This window comes from Streptomyces sp. NPDC001920 (assembly GCF_053594495.1).
Map to the genome: position 1 here is coordinate 39,361 of NZ_JBSFEP010000017.1, position 26,043 is coordinate 65,403.

Annotated in this window: 22 protein-coding genes; 8 read left to right on the plus strand and 14 right to left on the minus strand. The window is 71.4% G+C overall.

Going from position 1 to position 26,043, the window contains the following annotated elements; translation table 11 throughout:
- The first annotated feature begins 25 nt into the window (after positions 1 to 25).
- Positions 26 to 1,282, plus strand: coding sequence for a pyroglutamyl peptidase (locus tag ACWCPI_RS27415; protein WP_451040639.1), 1,257 nt, complete (start codon positions 26 to 28; stop codon positions 1,280 to 1,282).
- Here ACWCPI_RS27415 and ACWCPI_RS27420 read toward each other — a convergent pair.
- Complete coding sequence (locus ACWCPI_RS27420; protein ID WP_451040640.1) at positions 1,272 to 2,081, minus strand: EI24 domain-containing protein; 810 nt, start codon at positions 2,079 to 2,081, stop codon at positions 1,272 to 1,274. The genes ACWCPI_RS27415 and ACWCPI_RS27420 overlap by 11 nt on opposite strands.
- Positions 2,082 to 2,265: 184 nt before the next feature.
- On the opposite strand from ACWCPI_RS27420, the gene ACWCPI_RS27425 reads away from it, so the two are divergent.
- Together ACWCPI_RS27425 and ACWCPI_RS27430 are read left to right on the plus strand one after the other, a co-directional pair.
- Positions 2,266 to 4,827 (plus strand): M14 family zinc carboxypeptidase, encoded by a 2,562-nt coding sequence (locus tag ACWCPI_RS27425; RefSeq protein WP_451040641.1) that lies wholly within the window; start codon positions 2,266 to 2,268, stop codon positions 4,825 to 4,827.
- A complete protein-coding gene (locus ACWCPI_RS27430; protein ID WP_451040642.1) occupies positions 4,824 to 5,978 on the plus strand; it encodes a serine hydrolase domain-containing protein in 1,155 nt (384 codons plus the stop codon). The genes ACWCPI_RS27425 and ACWCPI_RS27430 overlap by 4 nt, the downstream gene beginning before the upstream one ends.
- Before the next feature lie 53 nt (positions 5,979 to 6,031).
- Here ACWCPI_RS27430 and ACWCPI_RS27435 read toward each other — a convergent pair whose 3' ends face one another.
- Together ACWCPI_RS27435 and ACWCPI_RS27440 are read right to left on the minus strand one after the other, a co-directional pair.
- Positions 6,032 to 6,451: an organic hydroperoxide resistance protein gene (locus tag ACWCPI_RS27435; RefSeq protein ID WP_451040643.1), complete on the minus strand. Its 420-nt coding sequence runs from the start codon at positions 6,449 to 6,451 to the stop codon at positions 6,032 to 6,034.
- A gap of 116 nt (positions 6,452 to 6,567) precedes the next feature.
- Positions 6,568 to 7,566 (minus strand): NADP-dependent oxidoreductase, encoded by a 999-nt coding sequence (locus tag ACWCPI_RS27440; RefSeq protein WP_451040644.1) that lies wholly within the window; start codon positions 7,564 to 7,566, stop codon positions 6,568 to 6,570.
- Positions 7,567 to 7,659: 93 nt separating this feature from the next.
- Between ACWCPI_RS27440 and ACWCPI_RS27445 the strand changes: the two genes are divergently transcribed.
- From ACWCPI_RS27445 to ACWCPI_RS27455, 3 genes are all read left to right on the plus strand, one after another.
- A complete protein-coding gene (locus ACWCPI_RS27445) occupies positions 7,660 to 8,127 on the plus strand; it encodes a MarR family winged helix-turn-helix transcriptional regulator (RefSeq protein ID WP_451040645.1) in 468 nt (155 codons plus the stop codon).
- Positions 8,128 to 8,307: 180 nt separating this feature from the next.
- Positions 8,308 to 10,902, plus strand: coding sequence for a LuxR C-terminal-related transcriptional regulator (locus tag ACWCPI_RS27450; RefSeq protein ID WP_451040646.1), 2,595 nt, complete (start codon positions 8,308 to 8,310; stop codon positions 10,900 to 10,902).
- An 86-nt stretch (positions 10,903 to 10,988) separates the two neighbouring features.
- Positions 10,989 to 11,186 carry a hypothetical protein gene (locus ACWCPI_RS27455; protein WP_451040647.1) on the plus strand — a complete coding sequence of 66 codons (198 nt, stop codon included), beginning with the start codon at positions 10,989 to 10,991 and terminating at the stop codon, positions 11,184 to 11,186.
- Positions 11,187 to 11,253: 67 nt separating this feature from the next.
- Here ACWCPI_RS27455 and ACWCPI_RS27460 read toward each other — a convergent pair whose 3' ends face one another.
- From ACWCPI_RS27460 to ACWCPI_RS27510, 11 genes are all read right to left on the minus strand, one after another.
- Entirely contained in the window at positions 11,254 to 11,655 is a 402-nt protein-coding gene (locus tag ACWCPI_RS27460) for an SHOCT domain-containing protein (RefSeq protein ID WP_451040648.1), read from the minus strand.
- Positions 11,656 to 11,922: 267 nt separating this feature from the next.
- Positions 11,923 to 12,324, minus strand: coding sequence for an SHOCT domain-containing protein (locus ACWCPI_RS27465; RefSeq protein ID WP_451040649.1), 402 nt, complete (start codon positions 12,322 to 12,324; stop codon positions 11,923 to 11,925).
- Positions 12,325 to 12,414: 90 nt separating this feature from the next.
- Positions 12,415 to 13,692, minus strand: coding sequence for a hypothetical protein (locus tag ACWCPI_RS27470; RefSeq protein WP_451040650.1), 1,278 nt, complete (start codon positions 13,690 to 13,692; stop codon positions 12,415 to 12,417).
- A 17-nt stretch (positions 13,693 to 13,709) separates the two neighbouring features.
- On the minus strand, positions 13,710 to 14,129 hold the full coding sequence (locus ACWCPI_RS27475) for a DUF7144 family membrane protein (protein ID WP_451040651.1): 420 nt from the start codon (positions 14,127 to 14,129) through the stop codon (positions 13,710 to 13,712).
- A gap of 107 nt (positions 14,130 to 14,236) precedes the next feature.
- The gene (locus tag ACWCPI_RS27480; protein WP_451040652.1) at positions 14,237 to 15,673 is read right to left on the minus strand and encodes a DUF2252 domain-containing protein; all 1,437 of its coding nucleotides are present in this window, start codon (positions 15,671 to 15,673) and stop codon (positions 14,237 to 14,239) included.
- 197 nt (positions 15,674 to 15,870) lie between these two features.
- Positions 15,871 to 16,938: an SCO2400 family protein gene (locus ACWCPI_RS27485; RefSeq protein WP_451040653.1), complete on the minus strand. Its 1,068-nt coding sequence runs from the start codon at positions 16,936 to 16,938 to the stop codon at positions 15,871 to 15,873.
- A 208-nt stretch (positions 16,939 to 17,146) separates the two neighbouring features.
- Positions 17,147 to 18,187 carry a galactofuranose ABC transporter, permease protein YjfF gene (gene yjfF, locus ACWCPI_RS27490; protein WP_451040654.1) on the minus strand — a complete coding sequence of 347 codons (1,041 nt, stop codon included), beginning with the start codon at positions 18,185 to 18,187 and terminating at the stop codon, positions 17,147 to 17,149.
- Positions 18,184 to 19,281: an ABC transporter permease gene (locus ACWCPI_RS27495; RefSeq protein ID WP_451040655.1), complete on the minus strand. Its 1,098-nt coding sequence runs from the start codon at positions 19,279 to 19,281 to the stop codon at positions 18,184 to 18,186. Before ACWCPI_RS27495 ends, yjfF begins: the two co-directional genes overlap by 4 nt.
- Positions 19,278 to 20,816, minus strand: coding sequence for a sugar ABC transporter ATP-binding protein (locus ACWCPI_RS27500; protein ID WP_451040656.1), 1,539 nt, complete (start codon positions 20,814 to 20,816; stop codon positions 19,278 to 19,280). Before ACWCPI_RS27500 ends, ACWCPI_RS27495 begins: the two co-directional genes overlap by 4 nt.
- A 98-nt stretch (positions 20,817 to 20,914) precedes the next feature.
- Positions 20,915 to 21,913 carry an ABC transporter substrate-binding protein gene (locus ACWCPI_RS27505; protein WP_451040657.1) on the minus strand — a complete coding sequence of 333 codons (999 nt, stop codon included), beginning with the start codon at positions 21,911 to 21,913 and terminating at the stop codon, positions 20,915 to 20,917.
- 157 nt (positions 21,914 to 22,070) lie between these two features.
- Positions 22,071 to 23,111 (minus strand): LacI family DNA-binding transcriptional regulator, encoded by a 1,041-nt coding sequence (locus ACWCPI_RS27510; protein ID WP_451040658.1) that lies wholly within the window; start codon positions 23,109 to 23,111, stop codon positions 22,071 to 22,073.
- 530 nt (positions 23,112 to 23,641) lie between these two features.
- Here ACWCPI_RS27510 and ACWCPI_RS27515 point away from each other — a divergent pair.
- Positions 23,642 to 24,805 (plus strand): mandelate racemase/muconate lactonizing enzyme family protein, encoded by a 1,164-nt coding sequence (locus ACWCPI_RS27515; protein ID WP_451040659.1) that lies wholly within the window; start codon positions 23,642 to 23,644, stop codon positions 24,803 to 24,805.
- A gap of 133 nt (positions 24,806 to 24,938) precedes the next feature.
- Positions 24,939 to 25,943 carry a zinc-dependent alcohol dehydrogenase gene (locus ACWCPI_RS27520; RefSeq protein WP_451040660.1) on the plus strand — a complete coding sequence of 335 codons (1,005 nt, stop codon included), beginning with the start codon at positions 24,939 to 24,941 and terminating at the stop codon, positions 25,941 to 25,943.
- Positions 25,944 to 26,043 lie beyond the last annotated feature (100 nt).

Sequence of the window (26,043 nt, forward strand, 5' to 3'; positions counted from 1 at the left end):
CAGTGACGGAAGGACCGTAACCGCCTTGAATTCCCTATGCGTTCGTGTCGGCGTCCTCGGCCTGGCCCTGCTGGCCGGCATCTCGGCCCCCACGACCGGGGCGGCGGCTGCCGAGACGGCGCCCGCGCCGACCGTCGAGGAGCAGCGTCTCGACCGGGCCGTCCCCCAGGAGATCCTGCGCCGGTCCGGATTCGACACCGTGACACAGGAGTTCACCCGCGAACTCGGCGCCGCGCACTCCTACGCGCAGGCCCACCGCGTCGTCGTACGCGAGGGTTCGGCGCTGTGGCGGCGGGCCGTCGACCGGGCGCAGGGGCGTGGGCCGGCCGGCGGTGACATCAGCCGGGACGACGACCGGCCGCTGTACTGGGCGCGGTTGGCGATGACGCGCCAGGTGCGCACCTGGGAGCCGGGGTTCGGGCTGAGCGAGGCCCGGCGGGCCGAGCTGCTCGACGCGCTGGAGCGGGTCTCGCGCGGCCAGGGCGACCTTCGGTACCCGGACGGCCGGCACACCCGGCGCATCCTCGTCACCGGCTTCGACCCCTTCACCCTCGACCGGGACATCCGCATCTCCAACCCGTCCGGTGCCACGGCCCTGGCCCTGGACGGCACGGTGATCCAGACCGCTGAGGGTCCGGCACGGGTGGAGGCGGCCGTGTTCCCGGTGCGCTGGCGGGACTTCGCTCAGGGCACCGTGGAGCGGACGCTGCGGCCGTACCTGGGGAAGGCCGACCTGTTCACGACCATAAGCCAGGGGCGCGTGGGCCGGTTCGACATCGAGCGGACCAACGGGGCCTGGCGGGGCGGCTTCGCCGACAACGACAACCTCTCCGCCACCGGGACGATCCCGGTGACCGACCCGGCCTCGCAGCCGCAGTGGACGACGACGACCCTGCCGTACGCAAAGATCGCCGCCGCTGACACCGGCCGCTTCCCCGTGTACGACAACACGAGCGTGACCGAGATCCCCGCGGGCGGCACGCAGGCCGTCGTGCGGCCGGACGGACCGACGCCCGGCTCGACCGCACGGGCCGGAGGCGGCGGGGACTACCTGTCGAACGAGATCGCCTACCGGGCGACCCTGCTGCGGGACCGGCTCGGGCTGCACGACTCGCTGCCGGGCGGGCATGTGCACACGCCGGTGCTGCAGTTCGGGGCGGGCAACACGGACCCGGCGTCCGGATCGGTGAGCGACCCGGAGTTCGTCCGCAACCGGCTGGACATCATCGCCCAGGTCCGGACGATCCTGAGGGTGGCGGCCGGCAACCCGGTCACCGGCTGAGGCTCTTCGCGTCGGGCGCGGTCGTCACGCTCTCCTCCTCGGTCTTTGCCTCGGTCTCCTCGCCCGACAGCTCGCGCGCCATCAGCGTCGCCCCCGCGACCGCGCCCGGCATCAGGAACACCGCGACGAACGGCACCAGGAAGGCCGCGGCGAGAGGGGTGCCGAAGCCCCAGACCAGGGTCTTGCGGGAGCGGAGCATCGCGAGGCGGTCGCGCAGCTCCACCCGGCGGCGCTGGAGGGCGACCGCGGTGAGTTCCTCGGTGAGGAAGAAGCCGGTGACGACGACACCGATCACCGGTACGACCGTCTGCCCGACGACCGGGATGAAACCGAGGGCGAAGAGCAGCACGCCCCACACCGCGGCGCGCAGCACGATCCGCAGGCTGTCGCGGCCGGAGATCCACAGTTCGCGCCAGAGCGGCAGGCCGGACTCGGGGGCGGTGCCGTCCGGGGAGACGTCCCGGTCGACCTTCTCGGAGAGGATCTCGTAGAAGGGCTGGCCGATCAGCAGTGTGACCGCGGTGAAGGTGATGACGGACAGCAGGAGGCCCAGGGCGAACAGGACGGCGGTGAGAAGGCCGCGGAACAGGCCCTGCCAGGGGCTCGCCCAGTCGTCGGCGAACGGTGTCGACCAGGCCACGAAGTCCTCGCCCCACAGCACGAGCGCGATGAGCGCGGCCGCGTACAGGACAAGGGTGATCAGGCCGGGAATCAAGCCGAATCCGTACTGCTTGCCGTGCCGGGCCACCCATCGCTGGCCCTTGAGCAGATATCTGAAACCGACCCCGAGATCACGCATGCAGGGCACTCTAGCCGGGCCTTGTCACACGGGCGTCACAGCCGTTTCGGGGGCCGGTGACCGCCGTACGGTGTCCCGGCGTGGGCCGTCCGGGGCATCCGTGGCGTCAAGTCCCCCTTGTTGCCGTTGAGTCGAGCAGGTACACCTCGCCGTACCGATCTCAGGAAGTCCCGAGGAGGTACGCGTGCGCACCACGAGAACCGTTCCTGCGAGACCCGTTCCGTTCACCGCCCTCGCCGTCACCACGGCGAGTTCCCTGCTCCTCGCTCCGCACACCGCGGCTGCCGCGGACCCCGGCCCTCCGGTCCACCGCGAGGCCGCGCTCGACCGGCACGCGGCGCGGACGCCCGCGAGCGCCGCGCAGCGGTCCCTCGGCACCGCCGGGACGGCCGCGGGGGTGATCGCCGACGACAGCCGCGGCTACCCCCGCCGCCAGGTCCTCGCCCCCGACCCGGAGAACCCGGCCGACAAGTCCCTCAAGCTGGGCCTCACCCCGTACCACGCGATCGCGCCGAAGCTGAACGCCTTACAGTCCCTCGGCGACCGGGTGAGCGTCGAGGTCGCGGGCCGCTCGGCCGGCGGGCACCGGCTGTACCTCGTCACCGTCACCGCCCCGGAGAGCGCCCGCCAGTCCCGCGCCCAGGCCCGGATGCGCGACCTGATCGAGCGCGCGCCCGCCCTCGCCGCCAAGTCCTCCGAGATCAGGAAGACGTACAAGACCCCCGTCTTCTTCAACAACAACATCCACGGGAACGAGTGGGAGGGCACCGACGCCTCCCTGGAGCTCATCGAGAAGCTCGCCCGCGCCGAGGACGCCCGCACCCGCGACCTGCTCGCGCACAGCCGCCTGTACTTCAACGTCACCGCCAACCCGGACGGCCGTATCGCCGGAACCCGCGCGAACGCGAACGGCTTCGACATGAACCGGGACTTCGTCACCGCCTCGCAGCCCGAGGTCCGGGCGATGCGGCAGATCATGATCGCCAAGCAGCCGGCCGTCATGCTCGACCTGCACGGTTACGTCAACGGCACCCTGATCGAGCCGACCACTCCCCCGCACGGCGAGAACTACGAGTACGACCTGTTCCTGAAGAACACCTACGCCAACGCCCTCGGCATGGAGTCGGCCGTCAACGGCCTCGGTCACACGCCCGCGAAGGACGGGGTGCAGCCCGCGCAGATCCCGTTCCGGGACCAGGAGGAGGGCTGGGACGACTGGCCGCCGGTCTTCACCCCGCAGTACGCGGCCTACCACGGCACGGTCGCCGCGCACACGGTGGAGATCCCGATGCGGGTGAACAACGCCTCCTACGACACCCTGTCCGTCACCGAACTGCGCCGCCGCTCGGCGATCAACGTCGGCGTGGCCGGTGCCGCGCTGCGCGCCACCCTCGACTTCGTGCGGGCGAGGCGCACATCACTGCTCGCCGACCAGATCGAGGTGTTCCGGCGCGGTGCGGCGGGCGCCGCGCAGGTGCCGGTGTCCTCGCGGACCGTCCCCGGCGTCCCCGGCATCGGCCCCGAGGACGTCTACACGACCAGGTTCCCCCGCGCCTACGTCATCCCGCCCTCGGGCACGGCCGGCGCCCGCCTCGTCGACCACCTCCTGGCCAACGACGTACGCGTCGCACGCGCCGCGCACCCCTTCCGGCTCGACGGACGGACGTACCCCGCGGGCTCCCATGTGATCGACATGCACCAGCCCAAGCGCGGCCTCGCCAACGCGCTCCTCGCGGACGGGCGGGACATCAGCGACAAGGTCTCGGTGATGTACGACATCTCCGGATGGAGCCTCGGCCGGCTGTGGGGCGCCACCGTCGCCACCCTCCCGAGGGTGCCGTACGGCGTCCTGCGCCCGGTGCGTGCGGCGGCTCCCGTCGCGTACGTCGCGCCGCACGGCGATCTCCGGCTGCGGCTCGACGACCCGAACGAGGTCGCCGCGCTCAACTCACTGCTGGGGCAGGGCGTCAGGGCACGCCTGGCGGCCGACGGCAGCGCGATCGTGCCGGGCTCGGCGCGCCGGCAGGCCGCGGCGGCGGCCCGCGCTCACGACGTCGCCTTCCACGCCACGAAGCGCACCGGCAGCACCCCGCTGCGCCGCACCCGCGTCGCCGCCGCCGTCACCGCGGGTGAGCTGTTCGCGCTGCGGGAGATGAACTTCGACGTCCAGCCGGTCTCGACGGGCGTCCTGAACGCCGGTTTCGACTGGTCGTCGGTGGACGTGCTGTTCGTGTCGACGGGCCTGGACCGCGACGACCTGGGCACCGGGGCGCGTACCGCCCTCGATTCCTTCCTCGCCGGACACGGGCTGGTCGGCCGCGGCGCCGCGGGTGCCGCGCTGGCCTCGGCGACCGGGTCGCTGGCCGCGAAGCCGGTCGAGGGCAACGGCGACGCCAACGGCGTGGTGCGGGTGCGCAACTCGGCCGGTGCCCTGATGACCGGCGCCCCGGACCACGGCTTCGTGTACGCGCCGGTGTGGTTCACCGACCTGGGGCCGGACGTCCGCGTGGAGCAGACGTACGCGCCCGGCGACCCGCTCGTCTCCGGGCACTGGCGACCGTCCCCGGACGGCTTCGGCGGTCCGGCCGACGCGGCGGGCCAGGCGTCGGTGGTGAGCGGCCCGAAGGCCGTCCTGTTCGGCACGGAACCACTCTTCCGGGATCATCCCAAGGGAGAATTCGCCCAGGTGGGGCGGGCATTGTTCATCATGGCACCGGCAGGCGGTTCAGGTGAGGAGAGCGGATGACGCAGGAGATCCACGGCACGGTGGCGGACGGCTTCGAGGCGGTGCGTGAGGAGTTCGCCGCGTTCGTCGCCGGGGAACGCCCCGACTACGAGGGGCAGTTGTGCGCCTACGTGCACGGCCGCAGGGTCGTCGACCTGTGGGCCGGCGACGGCTGCGAGGCGGACTCGCTCTACGGCGTGTTCTCCTCGACCAAGGGCGCCGCCCACCTCGTGGTCGCGCTTCTGGTGCAGGAGGGCACGCTGGAACTCGACCGCAAAGTGACCTACTACTGGCCGGAGTTCGGGGCCGAGGGCAAGGCCGGCGTCACCCTGCGCGACCTCCTCGCCCACCGTGCGGGCCTGATCGGCCTCGACGCCGGTTTCACCGAGGCCGAGCTGGCCGACGACCAGGCCATCGCCGAACGGCTCGCGGACCAGCGGCCGTTCTGGCGCCCCGGCACCGCCTTCGGCTACCACGCGTTCGTCATCGGGGCGCTCACCGGTGAGGTCGTCCGCCGGGCCACGGGCCGCACCCTGCAGGAGGTGTACGAGGAACGCGTCCGCGCACCGTACGGCCTGGACTTCTTCCTCGGTCTCCCGGAGGCGCTGGAACCCCGGTTCCGCTCGGTGCTGCCGATGGCCCCGACGCCGGAGCAGCAGGCGGAGCTGGACGCCGAGCCGACGGGCCCGCACACGCTGGCGGCGATCGCGTTCAACACCCATGCGCCGAACCCGACCGAGCTGGTGGACCACGCCAACTCCCGCACGGTACGCGCCAAGGGCCCCGCGTCGGCGGGCGGGGTCGCGGCGGCCCGCGGGCTGGCCGGGATGTACGCGGCGGCGATCAGCGAGCTCGACGGACGCCCCCCGCTCCTGAAGCCGGACACGATCGCCGAGGTGGGCCAGATCCACTCCACCGGCTACGACCTGGTGTCCCGCACCCACAAGTCGTTCGGCCTCGGCTTCGCCGCTGTCAGCGACCCCTGGTACCCCTTCCTGGGCGCGGGCGCCTTCGGTCACAGCGGGGCGAGCGGCTCCCAGGCCTTCGCGGATCCCCGCAGCGGCCTGGCCTACGGCTACGCCCGCCGGCGCTACGCCTTCCCGGGCGGGGCGGCCCCGGAGAACGAACGCTTCGTGAAGGCGGCCCACACGGCGGCCCTGGCGAGCCGGTAGCCGAGGCGGGCCGCACCTCGCGCATGCGGGGTGCGGCCCGCGTCGGGACAGCCTCAGACGAGGGTCACGCTGATGTTGCCCCGCGTCGCCTTCGAGTACGGGCACACCTGGTGGGCCTTCTCCACCAGCCCCTTCGCCGTCTCCACGTCGACGTTCGGGATCTCGGCCGAGATCTCGACGATGATCCCGAAGCCGTCGTCGTTCTTGCCGATGCCGACCTTCGCGGTGACGGTCGAGCCGGAGACGTCGGCGTTCTCCTGGCGGGCGACGACGCCCAGGGCGCCCTGGAAGCAGGCGCTGTAGCCGGCCGCGAACAGCTGCTCCGGGTTGGTGCCGGCGCCGCTGCCGCCCATCTCCTCGGGCGGGTTCACGACCACGTCGAGCTTGCCGTCATCGGTGGCGACCCGGCCGTCGCGGCCGTTCTCGGCGGTGGCCACCGCGGTGTACAGGACGTCGGAGTGCTGGATGGACATGCGGTTGTCTTCCTCCTCGGCCCGCCGCGACTCGCGCCCACGATCGCGACGGAATTCGGAAAGAAGTTACCGCATGCCGGAAATCCAGGGAACCGCTCCGACGGTCCGCGTCCGCGTCAGAGCTTGACGATCATCTTCCCGGTGTTGTCGCCGCGCAGGACCCCGAGGAACGCCTCCAGGTTGTTCTCGATGCCCTCGACGACCGTCTCGCGGTACTTGAGCTGCCCCGAGGCGACCCAGGGGCCGACCTCCTGGACGAACTGCTGCTGGAGGTCGTAGTGGTCGCCCACCAGGAAGCCCTCGATACGGCCGCGGGTCTGGATGAGGCGGGCGAGGTTCCTCGGACCGGGGGCCGGCTCGGTGTCGTTGTAGACGGAGATCATGCCGCAGACGGCGATCCGGCCGTCGCGGTTGAGCCGGCCGATGGCCGCCTCCAGGTGGTCCCCGCCGACGTTGTCGAAGTAGACGTCGATCCCGTCCGGCGCGGCCTCGCGCAGCTGCTCGGCCACCGGCCCGTTCTTGTAGTTGAACGCGGCGTCGAAGCCGTACTCCTCCACGAGGAGCTTGACCTTCTCGTCGGAGCCGGCGGAGCCGATCACCCGGGAGGCGCCCTTGAGCCTGGCGATCTGGCCGACCTGGCTGCCGACGGCACCGGCCGCGCCGGACACGAACACGGCGTCGCCCTCCTTGAAGGCGGCGGTGCGCAGCAGGCCGGCGTAGGCGGTGAGGCCGGTCATGCCGAGGACGCCGAGGTAGGTGGACAGGGGCGCCGCCTCCGGGTCGACCTTGACGGCGTTCTTCGCGTCCACGGCGGCGTACTCGCGCCAGCCGAGGAAGTGCAGGACGTGGTCGCCCACGGCGATGCCCTCGGCGTTGGACTCGACGACCTCGCCGACGGCGCCGCCCTGCATCACCTTGCCGAGCTCGAAGGGGGCGACGTAGGACTTGGCAGCCGACATGCGGCCGCGCATGTACGGGTCGACGGAGAGGTACTTGTTCCGTACCAGAACCTGGCCCTCCCCGGGCGTCGGCAGCTCGGCCTCGACCAGGGCGAAGTCCTCGGCCTTGGGCCAGCCGACGGGACGGGACAGAAGGTGCCATTCGCGGTTGCTCATGGGGGGCGGGCCTTTCCTCTTTTATTTCAGTACCTGAAACAACGATGCGCCTGAATATTTCATGATGTCAAGTAACACGGGTACCCTGAGGGCATGGCCACCCCGCACAGAACCCACCGCCCCGATGAGCTGACCCTCGAAGTCGTCGACCTCATCGGCGCGGTCGTGGGCCGCTACCACGAGGAGTACGAGGAGGCCGCGGCCGAGCACGCACTGACCGGCGCCCAGGCGAAGCTGCTGAGCCTGCTGTCCCTGGAGCCGCTGCCGATGCGCAAGCTGGCGCAGAAGCTGCGCTGCGAGCCCTCGAACGTGACCGGCATCGTGGACCGCCTCGAATCCCGCGGCCTCGTGGAGCGCCGTCCCGACCCGGCGGACCGCCGGGTGAAGCTGGCGGCGGCCACCCAGGAGGGCCGGCAGGTGGCGCGCGGCCTGCGGGAGTCCCTGCGGTTCGCCAGGGAGCCGCTCGCCGGGCTCTCCGACGACGAGCGGCTCGTCCTGCGGGATCTGCTGCGCCGGATGCTGGGCGCGGCCCCCGCGTCCCCGGGGCCGTCCGATTCCTGAGGGCTCGCTTGCGGGCGGCCCGGGGCCGGGCGAGGATCGGATCGTGGGTCATATACCGCTCGGGCGTCCACGGGGTGTGTGATGGGTGTGGCGTCGCACTCTCCCGGTGAGGGCCCTCGCGATTGCGGTCCCGAGGCAGTGACTCCCGGCGGGGATCCGGTTCTCGCCGCACGGCTCACCGTGCCGAAGGTCCCCCGTACGTTCGTGCGCCGGGACCGGCTCACCGATCAGCTGACCGAGGGCGCCCGGACCCCGCTGACCCTGGTCAACGGCCCCGCGGGGGCGGGCAAGACGCTGCTGGTCGCCGACTGGCTCAGGGCCCGGGAACCGGGGCCCGCCGCATGGCTGACGGTGGAGCCCGAGGACAACGCCCCCGGTGTCTTCTGGGCCTATGTGCTGCACGCCCTGCGGCACCACGGCATCGCCCCGCCCGAGTACATCGGCAGCCCGGCCCGCCCGGGCGAGGTGGACCACTCGCTGCTGGCCCGGCTGGCGGCCTGGCTGAACGGACAGGCCGCCCGGGTGGTCCTGGTGCTGGACGACTACGACCGGGTGGCCGGCTGCGCGGAGGTGGCCGACGGACTCGAGTTCGTGCTCCGCCATGCCGGAGACGGACTGCGCCTGGTGATCATCAGCCGTACGGAACCGCTGCTGCCGCTGCACCGCTACCGGGCCGCCGGGGAACTCGTCGACATCCGCGCCGACGACCTCGCCTTCCGCGTCGAGGAGACCGCGGCACTGGTGGACCGGCACGGTGTGCCGCTGTCGGCCGAGACCGCGCGCCTGCTGACCGAACGCACCGGCGGCTGGGCGGCGGGGCTGCGGCTGTGCACCCTGGCCGCACAACGGGACGGCGACCCGGAGAACTTCCTCAGGGACTTCGAGCCCGGGCACAGCACCGTGGCCGACTTCCTGCTGCGCGAGGTGCTGCGCGCCCACCCCGCCGAGACCCAGGACCTGCTGCTGCGCACCAGCATCCTGGAGGAGACCCACCCGGACCTGGCCAACGCCCTCACCGGACGGGACGACGCCGAGCCGATCCTCGAGGAACTCCAGCGGGCGAACGCCTTCGTCGAGCCCATCGGGCACTCGTGGTACCGGCTGCACCCGCTCTTCGCCGAAATCCTGCGGGTGCACCTCGGCGTCCGTCACCCCGGCATGGAGCCGGAGCTGCACCGTACGGCCGCCAGGTGGCTGAGCGCCGCGGGCCTGCTCGACGAGGCCCTGCCGCACGCCGCGGACGCGGGCGACTGGGAACTGGCCGCCGCCGAGTTCATCGACCACCTCGCCATCGGCCGGCTCCGTACGGGTCTGTCCGCCGAGCGTCTGGACAGCCTGTTCGCCAGGATGGCGCCGGAGGCGTCCGGGCCCGCCCCCGACCTCGTGCGGGCGGCTCGTGAGCTGACCCGTCATGACATCGACCGAGGTGTCACGCATCTGCGTCGCGCCGAGCAGCGCCTACCGGACGGCGCCAGCCCGGGGGTACGACTGACGTGCGCGCTGTTGCGGGTCCTGGCCGCCAGGATGGCGGGCTCCGCGGACCTGGCGGAGACGGCGGCGAGGGACGCCGCGGAGGCCGAGAGCGCCCTGCCCGAGGGCCGGCTGGACCAGCGCCCGGAACTGACCGCCCTCATGTTGACCGACCTGGGCTCGGCCCAGCTGTGGGCGGGACGCTTCGACGCCGCGCGCGCCACGCTGTCGGCCGCCGCCGATGCCGCCCAGGGGCCCTTGACGTCCTGTCCCCGGCATGAGGCCCTGAGCCGACTGGCCCTCATCGACTTCCTGAACGGCCGACCGGGCCAGGCCGAGTCGCACGCCAGGGAAGCGCTCACCGAGGCCGAGCACTCGGGGCTGCCGGTGGCCGACCGGACCGGGATGGCGCGGCTCGTCCTGGCCGCCGTGACCATCGACCGCGACGACCTGGCGGCGGCGCAGGACCATCTCGACCTGGCCGCCGCGACCTCCACCGCCACCCGGGACCCCGTGGTGGCCGTGTGGCTGGCGATCCTGCGCTCCCGGCTGCTGTGCGCGAGGGGTGACGCCCAGGCGGCGCTCGCGGTCCTCGACGACCTGGCCGGGCGGTCCCTGGTCCACACCGAGCCCTCCCCGTGGGTGAGCGACCGTCTCGCGATGGCGACGGCGGCGGCGTATCTGGCGGACGGAGACCCGAAGGCCGCCGTGCGGGTGTTCGAGGAACTGGGCGACCGCGGTCCGGAGACCCTGGTGGCCGAGGCACGGGCCCTGCTGGCCGCGGAGGACAGCGAGCGGGCGCTGCGTCTTCTCGACGAGCTTCCCGACCACGAGGGCCTGGGAACGGTCGCCGACGTGTGGACGCTGCTCACCCGCGCGCAGGCCGTCGACGCGCTCGGCGAGCCCGCGGCCGCGGAGGGCTTGGTCGTCAGGGCCCTGACGGCGGCGCGTCCGCACCATCTCAGGCGGCCGTTCCTGGAGGCCGGGCCGTGGCTCAGGCGCCTGCTGCTGCGTCGGCCCGCACTCACCCGGGGGCACGCCTGGCTGACGGACGCCCTCTCGCGGGAGCCCGCCGGCACCGAACCGCGGGACGAGCCGGCGGGCCCCCGCCCGGAGCCGCTCAGCGCACGGGAGCAGGACGTCCTGGTACGGCTGGCGCAGTTCATGTCCACCGAGGAGATCGCCGCCGACCTGCATGTGTCCGTCAACACGGTGAAGACCCACCTGAAGAGCATCTACCGCAAGCTCGCCGCCACCCGGCGCGGCGAGGCGGTCCGGCGGGCCCGCGAACTCGGGCTGCTCTGACCCCCGGTGCCGAACAGGCGCCGGCCACGCCCCTGTCACCTCGCCCGGGTGATGCCACCGTCCCCCCGGCGCCGCAGGATGAGGACATGCGCTACGAGATCCGTGTCGACGGGCAGATGTCGAAGGAGATGACCACGGCGTTCCCCGAGTGGGACACCTTCGTCGTCCCTCACCAGACCGTGCTGGCCGGCGAGGTCGACGACGAAGCGCACCTGTACGGCCTGTTGCTCCGTTTCCAGTCGCTGGGCCTGCACGTCCTGGAGTTCCGCCGGCTCACGTCGTGAGCCGGCGGTCGTGAGCGCCGTACGTCTTCAGCCCGCGCCGTACGTCTTCAGCCCGCGCCGTACGTCTTCAGCCCGCGAGCACCTTGGCCTTGGCCCGCTCGTACTCGGCGTCGGTGATGTCGCCGTGGTCGTGCAGTCCGGCGAGCTTGGCCAGTTCGTCGGCGCTGGTCGCCCCGGTCGCCGGGGTCTCGGCAGCGGCCGTCTGGACGTAGGAGCGGAACTCCTGCTCCTGGCGCTGCATCTGGCGCACGGCACGTTCACCCATCCCGCGTCCGCGGGCGATCAGGTAGACGAAGATCCCGAGGAACGGCATGACACAGACGAAGACCGTCCAGCCCGCCTTCCCCCAGCCGCCCATGCCGTCGTCCCGGAAGATGTCCCCGATCACCCGGAAGAGCAGCACGAACCACATGACCCACAGGAAGAACCAGAGCATGGTCAGGAACGCGTTGAGCAGCGGGTAGTCCACGGTCGCCTCCACATGCCGGCCGCCGCGAGTTCCGCGGCGGTGCCCGTTGACCTGACATGCCCACTGTGCGCCGGTCGGCCATGGGCGGCATCACCCGCGGCGGGTGGGTGTCACGGTGGGCCCACGATGAAGATCATGCGGACCATCGTGCCGATCAGCCGGCTGTGCGAGTGCGTCCAGCCGCGGTCACCTGCGGCATCACGGCCGTACCCACCGTGCCGGGCGGCGCGGGTCTCCTCCCCGGGCCGCCCGGCTCTCGGGCGAGTGTCAGGCCGCGAGGACCTTGGACTTGGCCTGCTCGTACTCGGCGTCCGTGATGGCACCCTGGTCGTGCAGCGCGGCCAGCTTGCCCAGCTCGTCGGCCTTGGCACCCTGCGGCCTGGGCCGCTCGGCGGCGGCCTGCTGCACGTACGTACGGAACGCCCGCTCCCGTTCGTGGGCCTGCCGCAGCTCGCGTTCGCCCATTCCGCGACCGCGGGCGATCAGGTAGACGAAGACACCGAGGAACGGCAGCACACACACCATCAGTGTCCAGCCCGCCTTCCCCCAGCCGCTGAGCGCGTCGTCGCGGAACACGTCCGTGATCACGCGGAACAGCAGCATGATCCACATGATCCACAGGAAGAACCAGAGCATGGTCAGGAAGACATCGAGCAGCGGATAGTCCATGACTGTCTCCTCTTGTCGGCTGCCGCGCCCCACCGCACGGCCCGCGGACCCCCGAGACCCTCACGATCCACCGGACCGGTCCGTCCGGCATCACCCCTCACGGGTGGGCGGCGCGCCCGCGGCCGGGTCCTCGGAGGCGAGTTCGGCGCGGCCCCCGGCCGCGAGCAGCGCCAGGACCGCCAGGACGGCGAGCAGGACGAGCGCGAAGACCAGGATGGTGAGCGCGGTGGGGGTGTTCCACACGGCGAAGACGAAGGCCAGGACCGCCAGGGCGGACAGGGCGATCGACCGGCGATGGGCCTGCGCCCAGACGCCGGCCCGTCCCGCCCGGATCTCGTGCCGGAGGGCCCAGCCGGCCACGGAGTCCGCTGTGCGGTCCGAGCCGCGCCGGATCGCCACCGGGAGGCGGCCGGGCCCGGTCAGGTAGGCGCCGAGCGCGACCACGATCCCCAGCACGATCGCCGTGCGCAGGGCGTCCCGCTGGAAGCGCAACAAGGTGTCGAAGACGGCCGCCGCGGCCGCGTCGGACTGGACGGCGGCCGGGAGGTGGTCCAGGTAGTAGCGGCGTGCGACGACCAGCCCGAGGGCCACGACCAGACAGGCGAAGGCGGCGCCCAGCGCGGTCCGGGCGAGCGCGCGCCGTCGCCGCCGGGCGGCCAGCACCCCGGCCGCGCCGATGACCACGGTCAGGACGGGCAGCCAGTAGCCGACCACGTCCAGCAGGTGAGCGCCGTCGCGGACCTTTTCCAGCTCCTCGGACTGGAACAGCACCAACTGCTTGTCGACGTCGGGGATCTTCGACGCCGGGGACAGTCCCGCGTCGACGAGGTCCTGTTTCACCTGCTCGACAATGGTGCCGACGTCCAGGGTGACCGTGCCCCCCGAGACCCCGACGGCGCCCCGGCCCTCGCCGGTGAGGGCGTCCACGACGGCACTGTGGGCCCGCTCGTTGGCGTTCTCCCACACGCCGGCGAAGCGGTCGCTGTGCACGATCCGGGTGACGATCTTCGTCACCGCCTCGTCCACGGCCGCGTCGATCTGCGGTCCCAGCCCTCGTACGGCGGCGGCGGCCTGGGGCGGCAGGCCCTGCGACTGCAGCCAGTCGCCGAGCTGGTCGGCGGCCCGGTCACCGTCGACCCGGACGTCCACAGCCCCCGAGATCCGGTCCACGGCGGCGGCCTGGATGGCCGGCTCGGTGGCCAGCGGAGCCACCGTGGTCACATAGCGGTCGGTGTCGAGCGCGATGTCGTGGACCCACACCGTGATCAGCGCGACCGGTGTGAGCACGCAGGTGACCACGAGCAGCACAGCGGAGACCACGGCCCGGGTGATGCGCCCGGGCGCGGAGGGCCGGTGGGCGGTGCTCATGTGATCAGCCGCCCCGGCTACTCACCCATGGGGTCCCGGCGCACCACGCACAGCGCCCAGATGATGAACGCGTACAGCGCGATCAGCGTGAGCGACCAGACCGGGTAGTACGGGATGGACAGGAAGTTGGCGATGATCAGCAGTGCCGCGATGCCGATGCCGACGACCCGGGCCCATGTCTTCGCCGTGAACAGACCGAAGCTCACGATCACGGCGATCGCCCCGAACAGCAGGTGGATCCAGCCCCAGCTGGTCAGGTCGAACTTGAAGACGTAGTTGGGGGTGGAGACGTAGACGTCGTCCTCGGCGATCGCCATGATTCCCCGGAAGACGTCGAGGAGCCCGGAGATGAACAGCATCACTCCGGCGAACAGCGTCAGGCCGCTCGCGGCGGTCTGCATTCCCTCTCGGTGCTGGGGACGAGCGCTGGTGGCCATGTCCGGCCCCTTTCCTCACCGGGCTGCGACGCGCAGCCGTACACCATCGAGCCTGATCCACGGAGGCGGGCTCGTCGTCACCCTCGGAGGGTGAGGGGGCGTACGGGTCACGCCGCCAGGTCGGTCCGGGCGGTGACGCGGCCCGTGGCCACGGCGTCGGCCAGTGCGTGGTGGTCGTGTTCGTTCTGGTCGGCGTAGGCCCCGGCGAACTCCACGAGGGCCCGGTCGAAGGAGTCGCCCCGGCCGAGGTAGGCGGCGATGGCGATCGGGTCGCCCGAGCGTGCGTGGGCCCGGGCCAGCGAGGCGCCGCACAGCCGGGCGAACAGCGCCAGGGTCCCGGCGTCCATGGTCTCGGGGCGGGCGATGCCCTTCCAGTCGCGCAACTGCCGCACGTAGAAGTCCCGTTCGCGGCCGTCGAGGCCGGTGACGCGCTCCCAGCCCAGGAAGATGTCGGCGGCGGCCTGCATGAGCCGCTGCCCGGCGACCACCCGTTCGCCCTGGTTGTCGTAGCCGCTCGGCCCGCAGTGGGGGGCGAGGACCGACTCGCCGGCCTCCTTGGCCTGCAGCAGCAGCGGGTCCTCGTCGTCGCGGCCGAGCAGCAGGACGATCCAGCAGCGGGTGCCGACGCTGCCCACCCCGACGACCTTGCGCGCCATGTCGGCCACCCGGAACCGGCTCAGCAGGTGCCTGCGCTCCGACGACAGGCTGTGCCGGTAGTCGGCGACCAGGTCCCGCAGGGTGCGGGAAAGCTCCTCGCCCCGGGCGCCGGGCAGCAGCTCCGCGACGGGTGTGATCAAAGGGGGGTCGGAGATGATGCGGTGCCTGCCGTCCACCACCCGGGTCAGCTTCCCGGCCGCCTGGAGACCCGTGCGGCTACGGGCCTTCGCCGCGGCGCGGGCGGCCCGCCGCTCGTCCTTGCCGCCCGGCGGCTCGGGCAGCAGCTCCGCGATCCGGTCGAAGTCGTCCCGGGCGTACCAGACGTCGAGGGTGCGCATCCCTGCGAACTCCCGCATGCGCTCGCGGTAGGCCGCCACCGCGGCGCGGACGACGTCCTCACTGTCCTTCACCGGGAAGCCGTTGGCCCGGCCGGCGATCACCAGGCTCGCGGCGAGCCGCTTGACGTCCCACTCGAAGGGGCCCGGCAGGGTCTCGTCGAAGTCGTTGAGGTCGAAGACGAGATGGCGTTCCGGGGAGGCGAGGAGCCGGAAGTTCAGCAGGTGCGCGTCGCCGCACAGCTGGGCGTACAGCCCGGTGTGGGGGCCGGCGCCGAGATCGGACGCCATGATCGCCGCGGCCCCGCGGTAGAAGCGGAACGGCGATTCGAGCATCCGGCCGTAGCGGACGGGGACCAGTTCGGGGACGCGGGCGGCGGACTGGCGCTCGATGATCCCGACGGGATCGGGTCGCTTCCGGCCGGGTTCGAAGAGGGCGTGGTGGGAGCGCGGCACACGCTCGCGTGCTTCCTTGCCGATCTGCGCACGCTCGGTCGGAGAGAGCGCGCCCTCGGCCGCCGGGGAGCGTGGAGCGTCGTGCAGTGTGGCCATGACCGGACCTCCTTGCCCGCATCGTCACAGCTGCTGCCCGCGGGCGGGATCACCCGGAACAGGTGATGCGGGCCGGAGCGCGGCGGAGCCCGGTGGACGGTACGCGGAAGCCGTACGGCAGCCCGGCCGGGCCGATCAGCCCCGGCGGGGGTTCCGCAGCGGGCGGGGCGCCTGGACCTCGAACGCCCGCGAACGGTTCACGTGCACCACCACAGGAACCGGTCGCACTCCGTCGCGGAGGGCGTCGGTTCCGGGATGGGGTCCGAGGTGGTCGGTTCGGCCGTCGGCGCCGGGGCCTCGGGCTCGGACGTCGGTGTGGGGGCCGAGGTGACCGGGTCGGAGCTGCCACTGCCGGTGGTCGCGGACTGCCGGTCCTTGTCGGGGGTCCTGTCGTCGTCCTTCTTCTCGTCCTCGTCCTTCGGCGACTTCGAGGCCGAGGGGGAGGCCGAGCGGCCTGGCGACGGCGAGCTCCCGCCCGTCCTCGTCGTGCCGTTGGTCGCGTCGGGTGACACGGTCACCTCCTTCGACGCCGCACCCTCCGCCGACTCGTCCCCGGCCGCCGCCGGCTTCGGGCCGGGCCCCTGGGCGTCCATGCCGAGCTCCGCCAGGCTCAGCCCTCCGGCGGCCAGGACGAAGCCCGCGGCGATCAGCAGGGTGCGGCGACGGCGGCGCCGATGCGCGGCGGCCTTGCGATCGCGACGGCTGGCGCCGGACTCCTCGCCCAGGTCGCGGTCGTCCCCCTCGTCGTACTCGCCCTGCTCGGCGTGCTCGGCGTCCTCGTCGCGCTCGTCGTGACCGCGCGTGCGTCCACGCCGCTGCGCCGCCCGCCGTGCGGCCCGTCCACCGACCGGCGCGGCCGACGCCGTCTCGACGACCTGACCGTCCTCACCGGAATCCGGGGCCTCGGTGTCGGCGCCGGACTCCCCGGGGTACGCGTCGACGTAGCCCTCGCCATACTCACCGCCGCCGTACTGGCCCGCATCGCCGTACTGGCCCGCATCGCCGTACTGCCCAGCACCGCCGCCGTACTGCCCCGCACCGCCGCCGTACTGCCCCGTGTCACTCCCGTACTGCATCCCGTACGCCGCATACGGGTCCTGGCTCCCCACGGCCCCCGCGGGCGTCTGTACGGGCCGCTCGGCCATCTGCGGGTACACCTCGCCGGGCGCGCCCGTGTACCCGCCCGGCTCATCGACCACGGCGCCGCACCCCGGGCAGGCGAGGGCGCCGTTGAGGTGCCTGCGGCACGGGTGGCAGTAGTCCATGACGCGGGAAGACTAAGGAACCGACGCGCACCTTTCCTAGCGGCTGCTGTGAAGGTTGTGTGCGGAACTGTTCTTTCCGGTTTGGTCGGTGGGGGTCAAGCCCGACTATTCGGCGCGATCCCCCGCACCGTCCGTACGACAACGCCGCGCGGCCCGTCGCACGTGCGCCGTGCGACGGGCCGCGTCAGCCCAAGTGCCCAGGTCCGGGCTACGTTTGCTTGCGCGTCGTCATCGCCCGCTGGATCAGGATGAACGCGCACAGCAGCACACCTGTGGCGATCTTCGTCCACCAGGAGCTGAGCGTGCCCTCGAACTGGATGATGCTCTTGATCAGGCCCAGCACGAGGACACCGAACAGGGTGCCCAGGACGTAACCGGACCCGCCCGTCAGCAGCGTGCCGCCGATGACGACCGCGGCGATCGCGTCGAGTTCCATGCCGACGGCGTGCAGCGGGTCACCGGACTGGATGTACAGCATGAACAGCAGGCCGGCCAGCGCCGAGCAGAAGCCGCTCACCGTGTACACGGCGATCTTCGTGCCGCCCAGCGGGAGACCCATGAGCAGGGACGACTGCTCGTTGCCGCCGATGGCGTACACCCGGCGGCCGAAGCGCGTGTAGTGCAGGACGTAGAAGGCGGCGGCGACGACGGCCAGGGCGACGAGGGCGCCGATCGACAGCTCCCCCAGTCCGATCGGCACCCGGGTCTGGGCCATGGTGCTCACCGTGGAGTCGCTGATGGAGATGGACTCCTTGTTGATGACCAGGCACAGGCCCCGGAAGAGGAAGAGGCCGGCGAGGGTCACGATGAACGGCTGGATCTCGAAGTTGTGGATCACATAGCCCATGAGGAAGCCGCCGAACGCGCCCACCCCCAGGGCGAGCGGGATGACCAGCAGCAGCGGCAGGCCCTGCCGCTCCACCAGCCACGCCGTGAACATGGTGGTGAAGCCGATCAGCGAACCGACGGACAGGTCGATGCCGCCGGACATGATGACGAAGGTGGCGCCGACGGCGGCGACCAGCAGATAGCCGTTGTCGATGAACAGGTTGAGGAAGACCTGCGGTTCGCCGAAACCGTAGTTCTGGTAGCGGCTGAGACCGCCGATGTACATCGCGAGGAACAGTCCGGCCGTGACCAGGACGGGCAGCCGCCGGTCGCCCAGCAGACGCGCGGTCGCGGACGCCTGTGCCGGCTTGGACGCCGTACGGCCTTCCGCTGCCGTACGGGTCTTGGTGGTCGCGCTCATCGCGACACCTCCATCTTCGGGGCGGCGTCGGCCGGGGTGGCGGGCACTGCCGGGGCGGTGGTCCGGGCGCCCTTCGCGCCGAGGACCTTGGCCCGGAACTTCGGGGACTGCAGCAGGCAGACGACGATGACGACGGCGGCCTTGAAGACCAGGTTGGTCTGGGTGGGCACGCCGATGGTGTAGATCGTGGTGGTCAGGGTCTGGATGACGAGGGCGCCGATCACGGTGCCGCCGATGGAGAACCGGCCGCCGAGCAGCGAGGTGCCGCCGATGACGACGGCGAGGATCGCGTCCAGCTCGATCCACAGGCCGGCGTTGTTGCCGTCCGCGGCCGAGGTGTTGGAGCTGATCATCAGGCCGGCGATGCCCGCGCACAGGGCGCAGAACATGTACACCATGATCTTGATGCGCCGGGAGCGGATGCCGACCAGACGGCTGGCCTCGGCGTTGCCGCCGACCGACTCGACGAGCAGGCCGAGCGCCGTACGGCGGGTCAGGGCCACGGTGACGGCCACGACGGCGGCCACCACGAAGATGGAGAAGGGCAGGGTCAGCCAGTAGCCGCCGCCGATCAGCTTGTACGGCTCGCTGTTGATGGTGATGATCTGGCCGTCGGTGATCAGCTGGGCGACACCGCGTCCGGCGACCATGATGATGAGGGTCGCGATGATGGGCTGGATGCCCATCCGGGCGACCAGGAAGCCGTTCCACAGGCCGCAGACCACGGCCGCCACCAGGCCGAGGCCCATGGCGAGGAAGACCCCCGCAACCGCGTTCTGGTCGGCCTGGTCGCTGATGTACGAGCAGGTCAGGGCGCCGGTGATGGCGACCACGGCGCCGACGGAGAGGTCGATGCCGCCGGTGGCGATGACCAGGGTCATGCCGACCGCCACCAGGATCAGCGGCGAGGCGTACAGCACGATCGAGACGAGGCTGCCGTAGAGGTGGCCGTCGGTCATCCTGATCGCGAAGAAGTCGGGTGTGAAGGGGACGTTGACGAGCAGCAGGGTGATCAGGACCGCGACCGGCCAGAACAGGTGGTGGTGCGTCAGTGCTCGCCAGCGGGAGGGGGTGGTCACTGCCGGGGTACTCACTGGTGCTCTCCGCTCGCGATGGTCTCCAGGATCCTGCTGGTGGTGATCTCCGGCCCGTTGGCGAGCCGGGCCACGAGCTTGCGGTCGCGCAGCACTCCGATGGTGTGGCTGAGCCGGAGCACCTCCTCCAGTTCGGCCGCGATGTACAGCACGGACATGCCGTCCTCGGAGAGGGAGACCACGAGCTTCTGGATCTCGGCCTTGGCGCCCACGTCGATGCCGCGCGTGGGCTCGTCGAGGATCAGCAGCTTCGGCTGGGTGATCAGCCAGCGGGCGAGCAGCACCTTCTGCTGATTGCCGCCGCTCAACTGGCCGACGCGGGCCTCGGGGTTGGCGGGGCGGATGTCCAGGGCCTTGATGTACCTGTCGACGAGTTCGTCGCGCTGGGAGGCCGGGATGGGCCGGGTCCAGCCGCGGGACGCCTGGAGGGCGAGGATGATGTTCTCGCGCACCGTGAGATCGGGGACCAGGCCCTCGGTCTTGCGGTTCTCCGAGCAGAACGCGACGCCGGCGCCGATGGCGTCGTTGGGGGCGCTCATCGAGACCTGCTTGCCTGCGACGCTCACCTTGCCGCTGTCGGGCTGGTCGGCGCCGAACAGCAGCCGGGCCAGTTCGGTGCGGCCCGAGCCGAGCAGTCCGGCGAGGCCGAGCACCTCGCCCTTCTTGATCTCCAGGTCGAAGGGGGCGATACCGCCGGTGCGGCCGAGGCCCTCGGCCTTGACGAGCGTCTCGCCGACGTCGGAGCGCAGCTGGTGCTCGTGCAGCTCCTCCAGCTGGTCCAGGGCCTTGCCGATCATCAGCTCGATCAGCTGGACCTGGTCGAGGTCGGCCACCATGTGCTCGCCGACCAGGGTGCCGTTGCGCAGCACGGTCATGCGGTCGCAGATCTCGTAGATCTGGTCGAGGAAGTGCGAGACGAAGAGGATGGCGACGCCCTCGTCCCGCAGCCGCCGCATCAGGCGGAACAGTTCGAGGACCTCGTCGCGGTCGAGGCTGGAGGTGGGCTCGTCCAGGACGAGCACCTTGGTGCCGGAGCCCTCGCCGTCGCTGTCGCCGTGGCCCACCGACCGTACGATCGCGACCAGTTGCTGCACGGCCAGCGGGTACGAGGACAGCGGCGCCGTCACGTCGATGTCGAGGCCGAGCCGGTCGACCATCTCCGCGGCCTGCTTGCGTATCTGCTTCCACTGGATGCGGCCCGCGCGGGTGGGTTCACGGCCGATGAAGATGTTCTCCGCCACCGAGAGGTTGGGGCAGAGGTTGACCTCCTGGTAGACCGTGCTGATGCCGGCGTGCTGGGCCTCCAGCGGACTGCCGATGCGCACGGCCTTGCCGTCGAGGGTGATGGTGCCGCCGTCCAGGGCGTAGACCCCGGTCAGCACCTTGATGAGGGTGGACTTCCCGGCTCCGTTCTCGCCCATGAGGGCGTGGATCTCGCCGGGGAAGAGCCGGAAGTCGACGCCCGACAGAGCCCGTACCCCCGGAAACTCCTTGACTATGCCCGTCATCTCCAGGACGGGCCGCGGCTCTGCCATGGCAGCGCTCCTCTTGAAATGGTTCAGGCCCGCAGGGAGCCTTCCGGGCCGGATGGTCGCCGGTCGGCCGGAGGCTCCCTGCCGGTGGGTGCGGTCGGTCAGTACTTACGGCTGGGGAGCGCGTCCTTGGCCTGGTCCTGCATGAAGTCGCTCTCCTCGGTCTTGATCCAGCGCTCGACCTTCTCGCCGGCATGGACCTTCTTCACGACCTCCATCAGCTGGGGGCCGAGCAGCGGGTTGCACTCGACGATCGCGTTGATCTTGCCTTCGGACATGGCGATGAAGCCGTCCTTCACACCGTCGACCGTGACGATGAGGATGTCCTTGCCGGGCTTCTTGCCGGCCGCCTCGATGGCCTGGATGGCGCCGAGGCCCATGTCGTCGTTGTGCGCGAACAGCACGTCGATGTCCGGGTTGGACTGCAGGAAGGCCGCCATGACCTGCTTGCCGCCGGCCCGGGTGAAGTCACCGGTCTGGCTGGCGACGATCTCCCAGTCGTCCTTGTGCTCGGCGTCCATGACCTCCTTGAAGCCCTTGGCGCGCTCGATCGCGGGTGCGGCACCGGTGGTGCCCTCCAACTGGGCGATCTTCACCTTGCCCTTGTGGCCGGCCTTCTCCAGGACCTTCTCCAGGATCTTGGCGGCGCGGCGGCCCTCGTCGGTGAAGTCGGAGCCGACCAGGGTGACGAACAGGGAGTCGTCGCTCTCGACGGACCGGTCGGTCAGGATGACCGGGATCTTCGCCGCCTGGGCCTCCTTGAGCACGGCGTCCCAGCCCTTGACGACCACCGGCGAGAAGGCGATGACGTCCACCTTCTGCGCGATGAAGCTGCGGATCGCGGAGATCTGGTTCTCCGGCTTCTGCTGCGCGTCGGAGAACTGCAGCTTGATGCCCGCCTCCTTGGCGGCCGCCTTCACCGAGTCGGTGTTGGCGGTGCGCCAGCCGCTCTCGGAACCGACCTGGGCGAAGCCGAGGGTGATCGCCTTGCTGCCGCCGGAGGAGTCGGAGGGGGAGCCGTCCTCCTTGGCGCAGGCCGCCAGACCGGCCGTGGCCGCCACGCCGACAGCCGCAGTGAGGAAGTTCCGTCTGTTGAGCATGTTCTTCTCCTTTGAAGAGCCGGCCCGGGGATGGACCGCTGGTACTCGGGGGGTACTCGTAGGGACCGGCTGCACTGCGTCCAGCCTGTCGATCATTGTTCGAAATTTCGGCCACACGGCCCGGAGGACGGAAAGGCGACCGTGTGGTGGTGCGGCGTCAGCCGGGAGCGGCTCCCGATTGCGACGGGAACGTGCTTGCGCGGACGACGAGTTGGGGTTCGATGGAGATCTGGGACGTCCCGGCGGGGGTACGGCCCTCGATCAGGTCCAGCAGCAGGGCGATGCTCCGCTTGCCCACCGTCGCGAAGTCCTGCCGGACGGTGGTGAGCGGTGGGGCGAAGAACTCCGACTCCGGAATGTCGTCGAAGCCGACCACCGCGACGTCCTGGGGCGTCCGCACGCCCGCCTCACGCAGTGCCCGCAACACCCCCAGGGCCATCTGGTCGTTGGCCACGAAGACGGCGGTCAGGCCGCGACCGACCCAGCCCGCCAGTTCCTGGCCGGCCCGGTAGCCCGACAGCGGGCTCCAGTCCCCCCGCAGCAGCATCGGCGGTTCCACGTCCGCCTCTTCGAGGGCCGCCCGCCAGCCGTCGACCCGGTCCACCGCCTCCTGCCAGTACTCGGGCCCGGCGAGATGCCAGACCCTGCGGTGGCCCGCGGCGAGCAGATGGCCGGTGGCCAGCCGTGCGCCCAGATGCTGATCCACGTTGACGCTGGGGACTCCGGCGCCCGAGCCGGTGCCCACGGCCACCACCGGGAACGGATGGCGCAGCTCGGCGAGGGCCTCGACCGCCGACCGCTGCGGGGCGATGGCGACGACCCCCTCCACCCCGCCCTCGCTGAGGCGGTCCAGGGCCTCGGACAGCGTCTCCACCGTCAGCCTTCGCAGACTGACCGTCGAGACCAGATAGCCCTCGGCGCGCGCCGCCTCCTCCAGCGCGAACAACGTACTGGCCGGACCGTAGAGCGTGGTGTTGGAGGCGACCACTCCCAGGGTCCGGGTGCGCCGGGTCGCCAGGGCCCGTGCGGAGAAGTTGCGGCGGTAGCCCATCTCCTCGATCGCGCGCAGCACCTTGGCCCGTGTCTCGTCCCGCACGTTGGGGTGGTCCCCCAGCACGCGGGACACGGTCTGGTGGGACACACCGGCCTGGCGTGCGACGTCGGCCATGGTGGGCGGCCGGAGCCGCGAGTGGGGCACGGCCACACCTCCTTGACGGTCGTCTGCCGATAAGACCTGTGCCGGGGGCCGACGGTTCGGCGCCGGCCGCGTCATGCGGGTGTTCCGGAGGAGCCAACGGCACGGGGCGGGAAGGCGAGTTGATGCACTGCTGACACGACGCTCATACCTCCTTGCATGCCGTCGGGGCCGACTGGTGAATGCGGACGTATTGTGAGCGCTAACAATTCATGCCGGTCAAGAGGGCTGCGTCAGGGAAGTCGTCACGGTTGAATAACGCAACGGGCGGCCGAGGTTGCGGTGACACGGGCGTCCTACCTGGTCAGGAGTGCTCTGAGCGCCCACCGAGGGAGGCGTACGGATGCCTTCGAAGAGCCCCGCGACGCCCTGGCGAACCCCGCCGCATCCGCATCACCGGCCGCTTCCGCCGCCGCATCAGAACCGTTGTTTGTAGACCCATTGACACTCGCATGTGGTCGTCCCTACTGTCGCGACCAGCATTTCGAACGAGTGTCGAAATTTCGAACAGACCGAAGAGGACAGGGAGTACCGTGCGCATCACGGGAATCAGCACACACGTGGTCGGAACGCCGTGGCGAAACCTGACCTACGTCCAGGTGCACACCGACGAGGGACTCACCGGCGTCGGCGAGACCCGCATGCTGGGCCACACCGACGCACTGCTGGGCTATCTGCACGAGGCCAAGACCAATCACATTCTCGGCTCCGACCCGTTCGCTGTCGAGGATCTCGTCAAGCGCATGAAGTACGGCGACTACGGCCGGGCCGGCGAGATCGTGATGTCCGGCATCGCCGTGATCGAGATGGCCTGCTGGGACATCAAGGGCAAGGCGCTCGGCGTGCCGGTCTGGCAGCTGCTCGGCGGCAGGGTCACCGACAAGGTCAAGGCGTACGCCAACGGCTGGTACACCACCGAGCGGACGCCCGAGGCCTACCACAAGGCGGCCCAGGGGGTCATGGAGCGCGGCTACCGGGCGCTCAAGATCGACCCCTTCGGGACCGGCCACTTCGAGCTCGACCACGAGCAGAGCCTGTACGCGGTCTCCCTGATCGAAGCCGTGCGCGACGCCATCGGCCCGGACGCCGAGCTGATGCTGGAGATGCACGGCCGGTTCTCCCCCGCCACCGCCGTCCGCCTGGCCAAGGAGCTGGCGCCCTTCAAGCCGGCGTGGCTGGAGGAGCCGGTGCCGCCGGAGAACCTGAAGGCGCTGGAGAAGGTCGCCGCCAAGGTCGACATGCCGGTCGCCACCGGTGAGCGCATCCACGACCGCATCGAGTTCCGGGAGCTCTTCGAGAGCCAGGCCGTGGACATCATCCAGCCGGATGTCGGCCACATCGGCGGCATCTGGGAGACCCGCAAGCTGGCCGCCACCGCAGAGACGCACTACATGCTGGTCGCGCCCCACAACGTGGGCGGGCCGGTGCTGACCGCCGCCTCCCTCCAGGTCGGCTTCACCGCCCCCAACTTCAAGATCCTGGAACACTTCAACGACTTCGCGGACGCCGAGATCAAGAAGGTCGTCAAGGGCGCCCCCCAGGTGAACCCCGAGGACGGCTGCTTCCACCTCTCCCACGAGCCCGGTCTCGGCGTGGAGCTGGACGTCGACGCCGCCGCGGAGTTCCCGCAGCAGCAGGCCCGGTTCGACCTGTGGGCCGAGGGCTGGGAGCAGCGCAAGCCCAAGGGCACCGTGTGAGCGCCCACACCCGTCGGCCCGGCATCGGGGCACGGGTCGCAAGTGGCACGCTCGGGAGGACCCCCACCGCCGCCGCACGGCCCGCCCGCCGGGCGGACGACGCCACTTGCGACCCAGGCCCCGGGAGGACCCAGTGAGCACTGCCGTCGTGATCGAGGCTCCGGGTGAGCACCGGCTCGTCCCGCACGAGCCCCGGCAGCCGGAAGCGGGCGAGGCCCTGGTCCGGGTGCACGCCTCGGGGATCTGCGGCAGTGACCGCGAGGTCTTCCAGGGCACCCGCCCGCAGGGGTACGTCCGCTACCCGCTCACGCCGGGCCACGAGTGGTCCGCAACGGTGGCGGCGGTCGGCGACGGCGTCCCTTCGAGCCTGGTGGGCCGCAAGGTCGTGGGCGAGGGCTTCCGCAACTGCCAGGTCTGCGACCGCTGCCACGCGGGCGAGACCACCCTGTGCACGGCGGGCTACGAGGAGACCGGCTTCACCCAGCCGGGCGCCATGGCCACCACACTCACGCTTCCCGCCCGGCTGCTGCACGTGCTGCCGGACGACGCGGACCTGACGGCGGCGGCGCTGCTGGAGCCGGCCGCGTGCATCGCGGCCGCCGCGCTCAAGGCGAACGCGGTGCCGGGCGAGCGGGTGGCCGTGGTCGGCACGGGGACGCTCGGGATGTTCGCCGTCCAGTTCCTGAAGGCGGGCTCGCCGGCCGAACTGCTGGTCGTGGGAACGCGTCCGGACCGGGCCGAGCTGTCGAAGCGGTTCGGCGCCACGGACTTCCGCACCAAGGACGAGGAACTTCCCGGCGACTTCGACGTCGTGATCGAGACCGCCGGGTCCGCGGACGCGGCGCGCACCGCCGCCGCCCTGCTGCGCCGCGGTGGACGGCTGGTCCTGACGGGCATCCCCGCGCCGGGCGCGGACGGGCTCGACCCGACCGATCTCGTCGTGCGGCAGCTGGAGGTGCAGACCGTGTTCGGCGCGGCGCCGGAGGCCTGGGCACACACCGTGCGGGTCTTCGGGGCGGGACTCCTCGACCCGCTGCCGCTTGTCACGCACGAGCTGCCGTTGGAGGAGTTCGCGCAGGCCATCGAGCTGGTGGGGTCCGGCGACCCGAAGGTCGGAAAGGTGCTCCTGCGGCCATGACACACCCCTGAGTCGTACGCCGGTACGGGGTACACCTGACGACTTCGTACCGGCGTACATCCACAGCCCCGCACGCCCAGAGCCGCGACCGTCGTCCGAA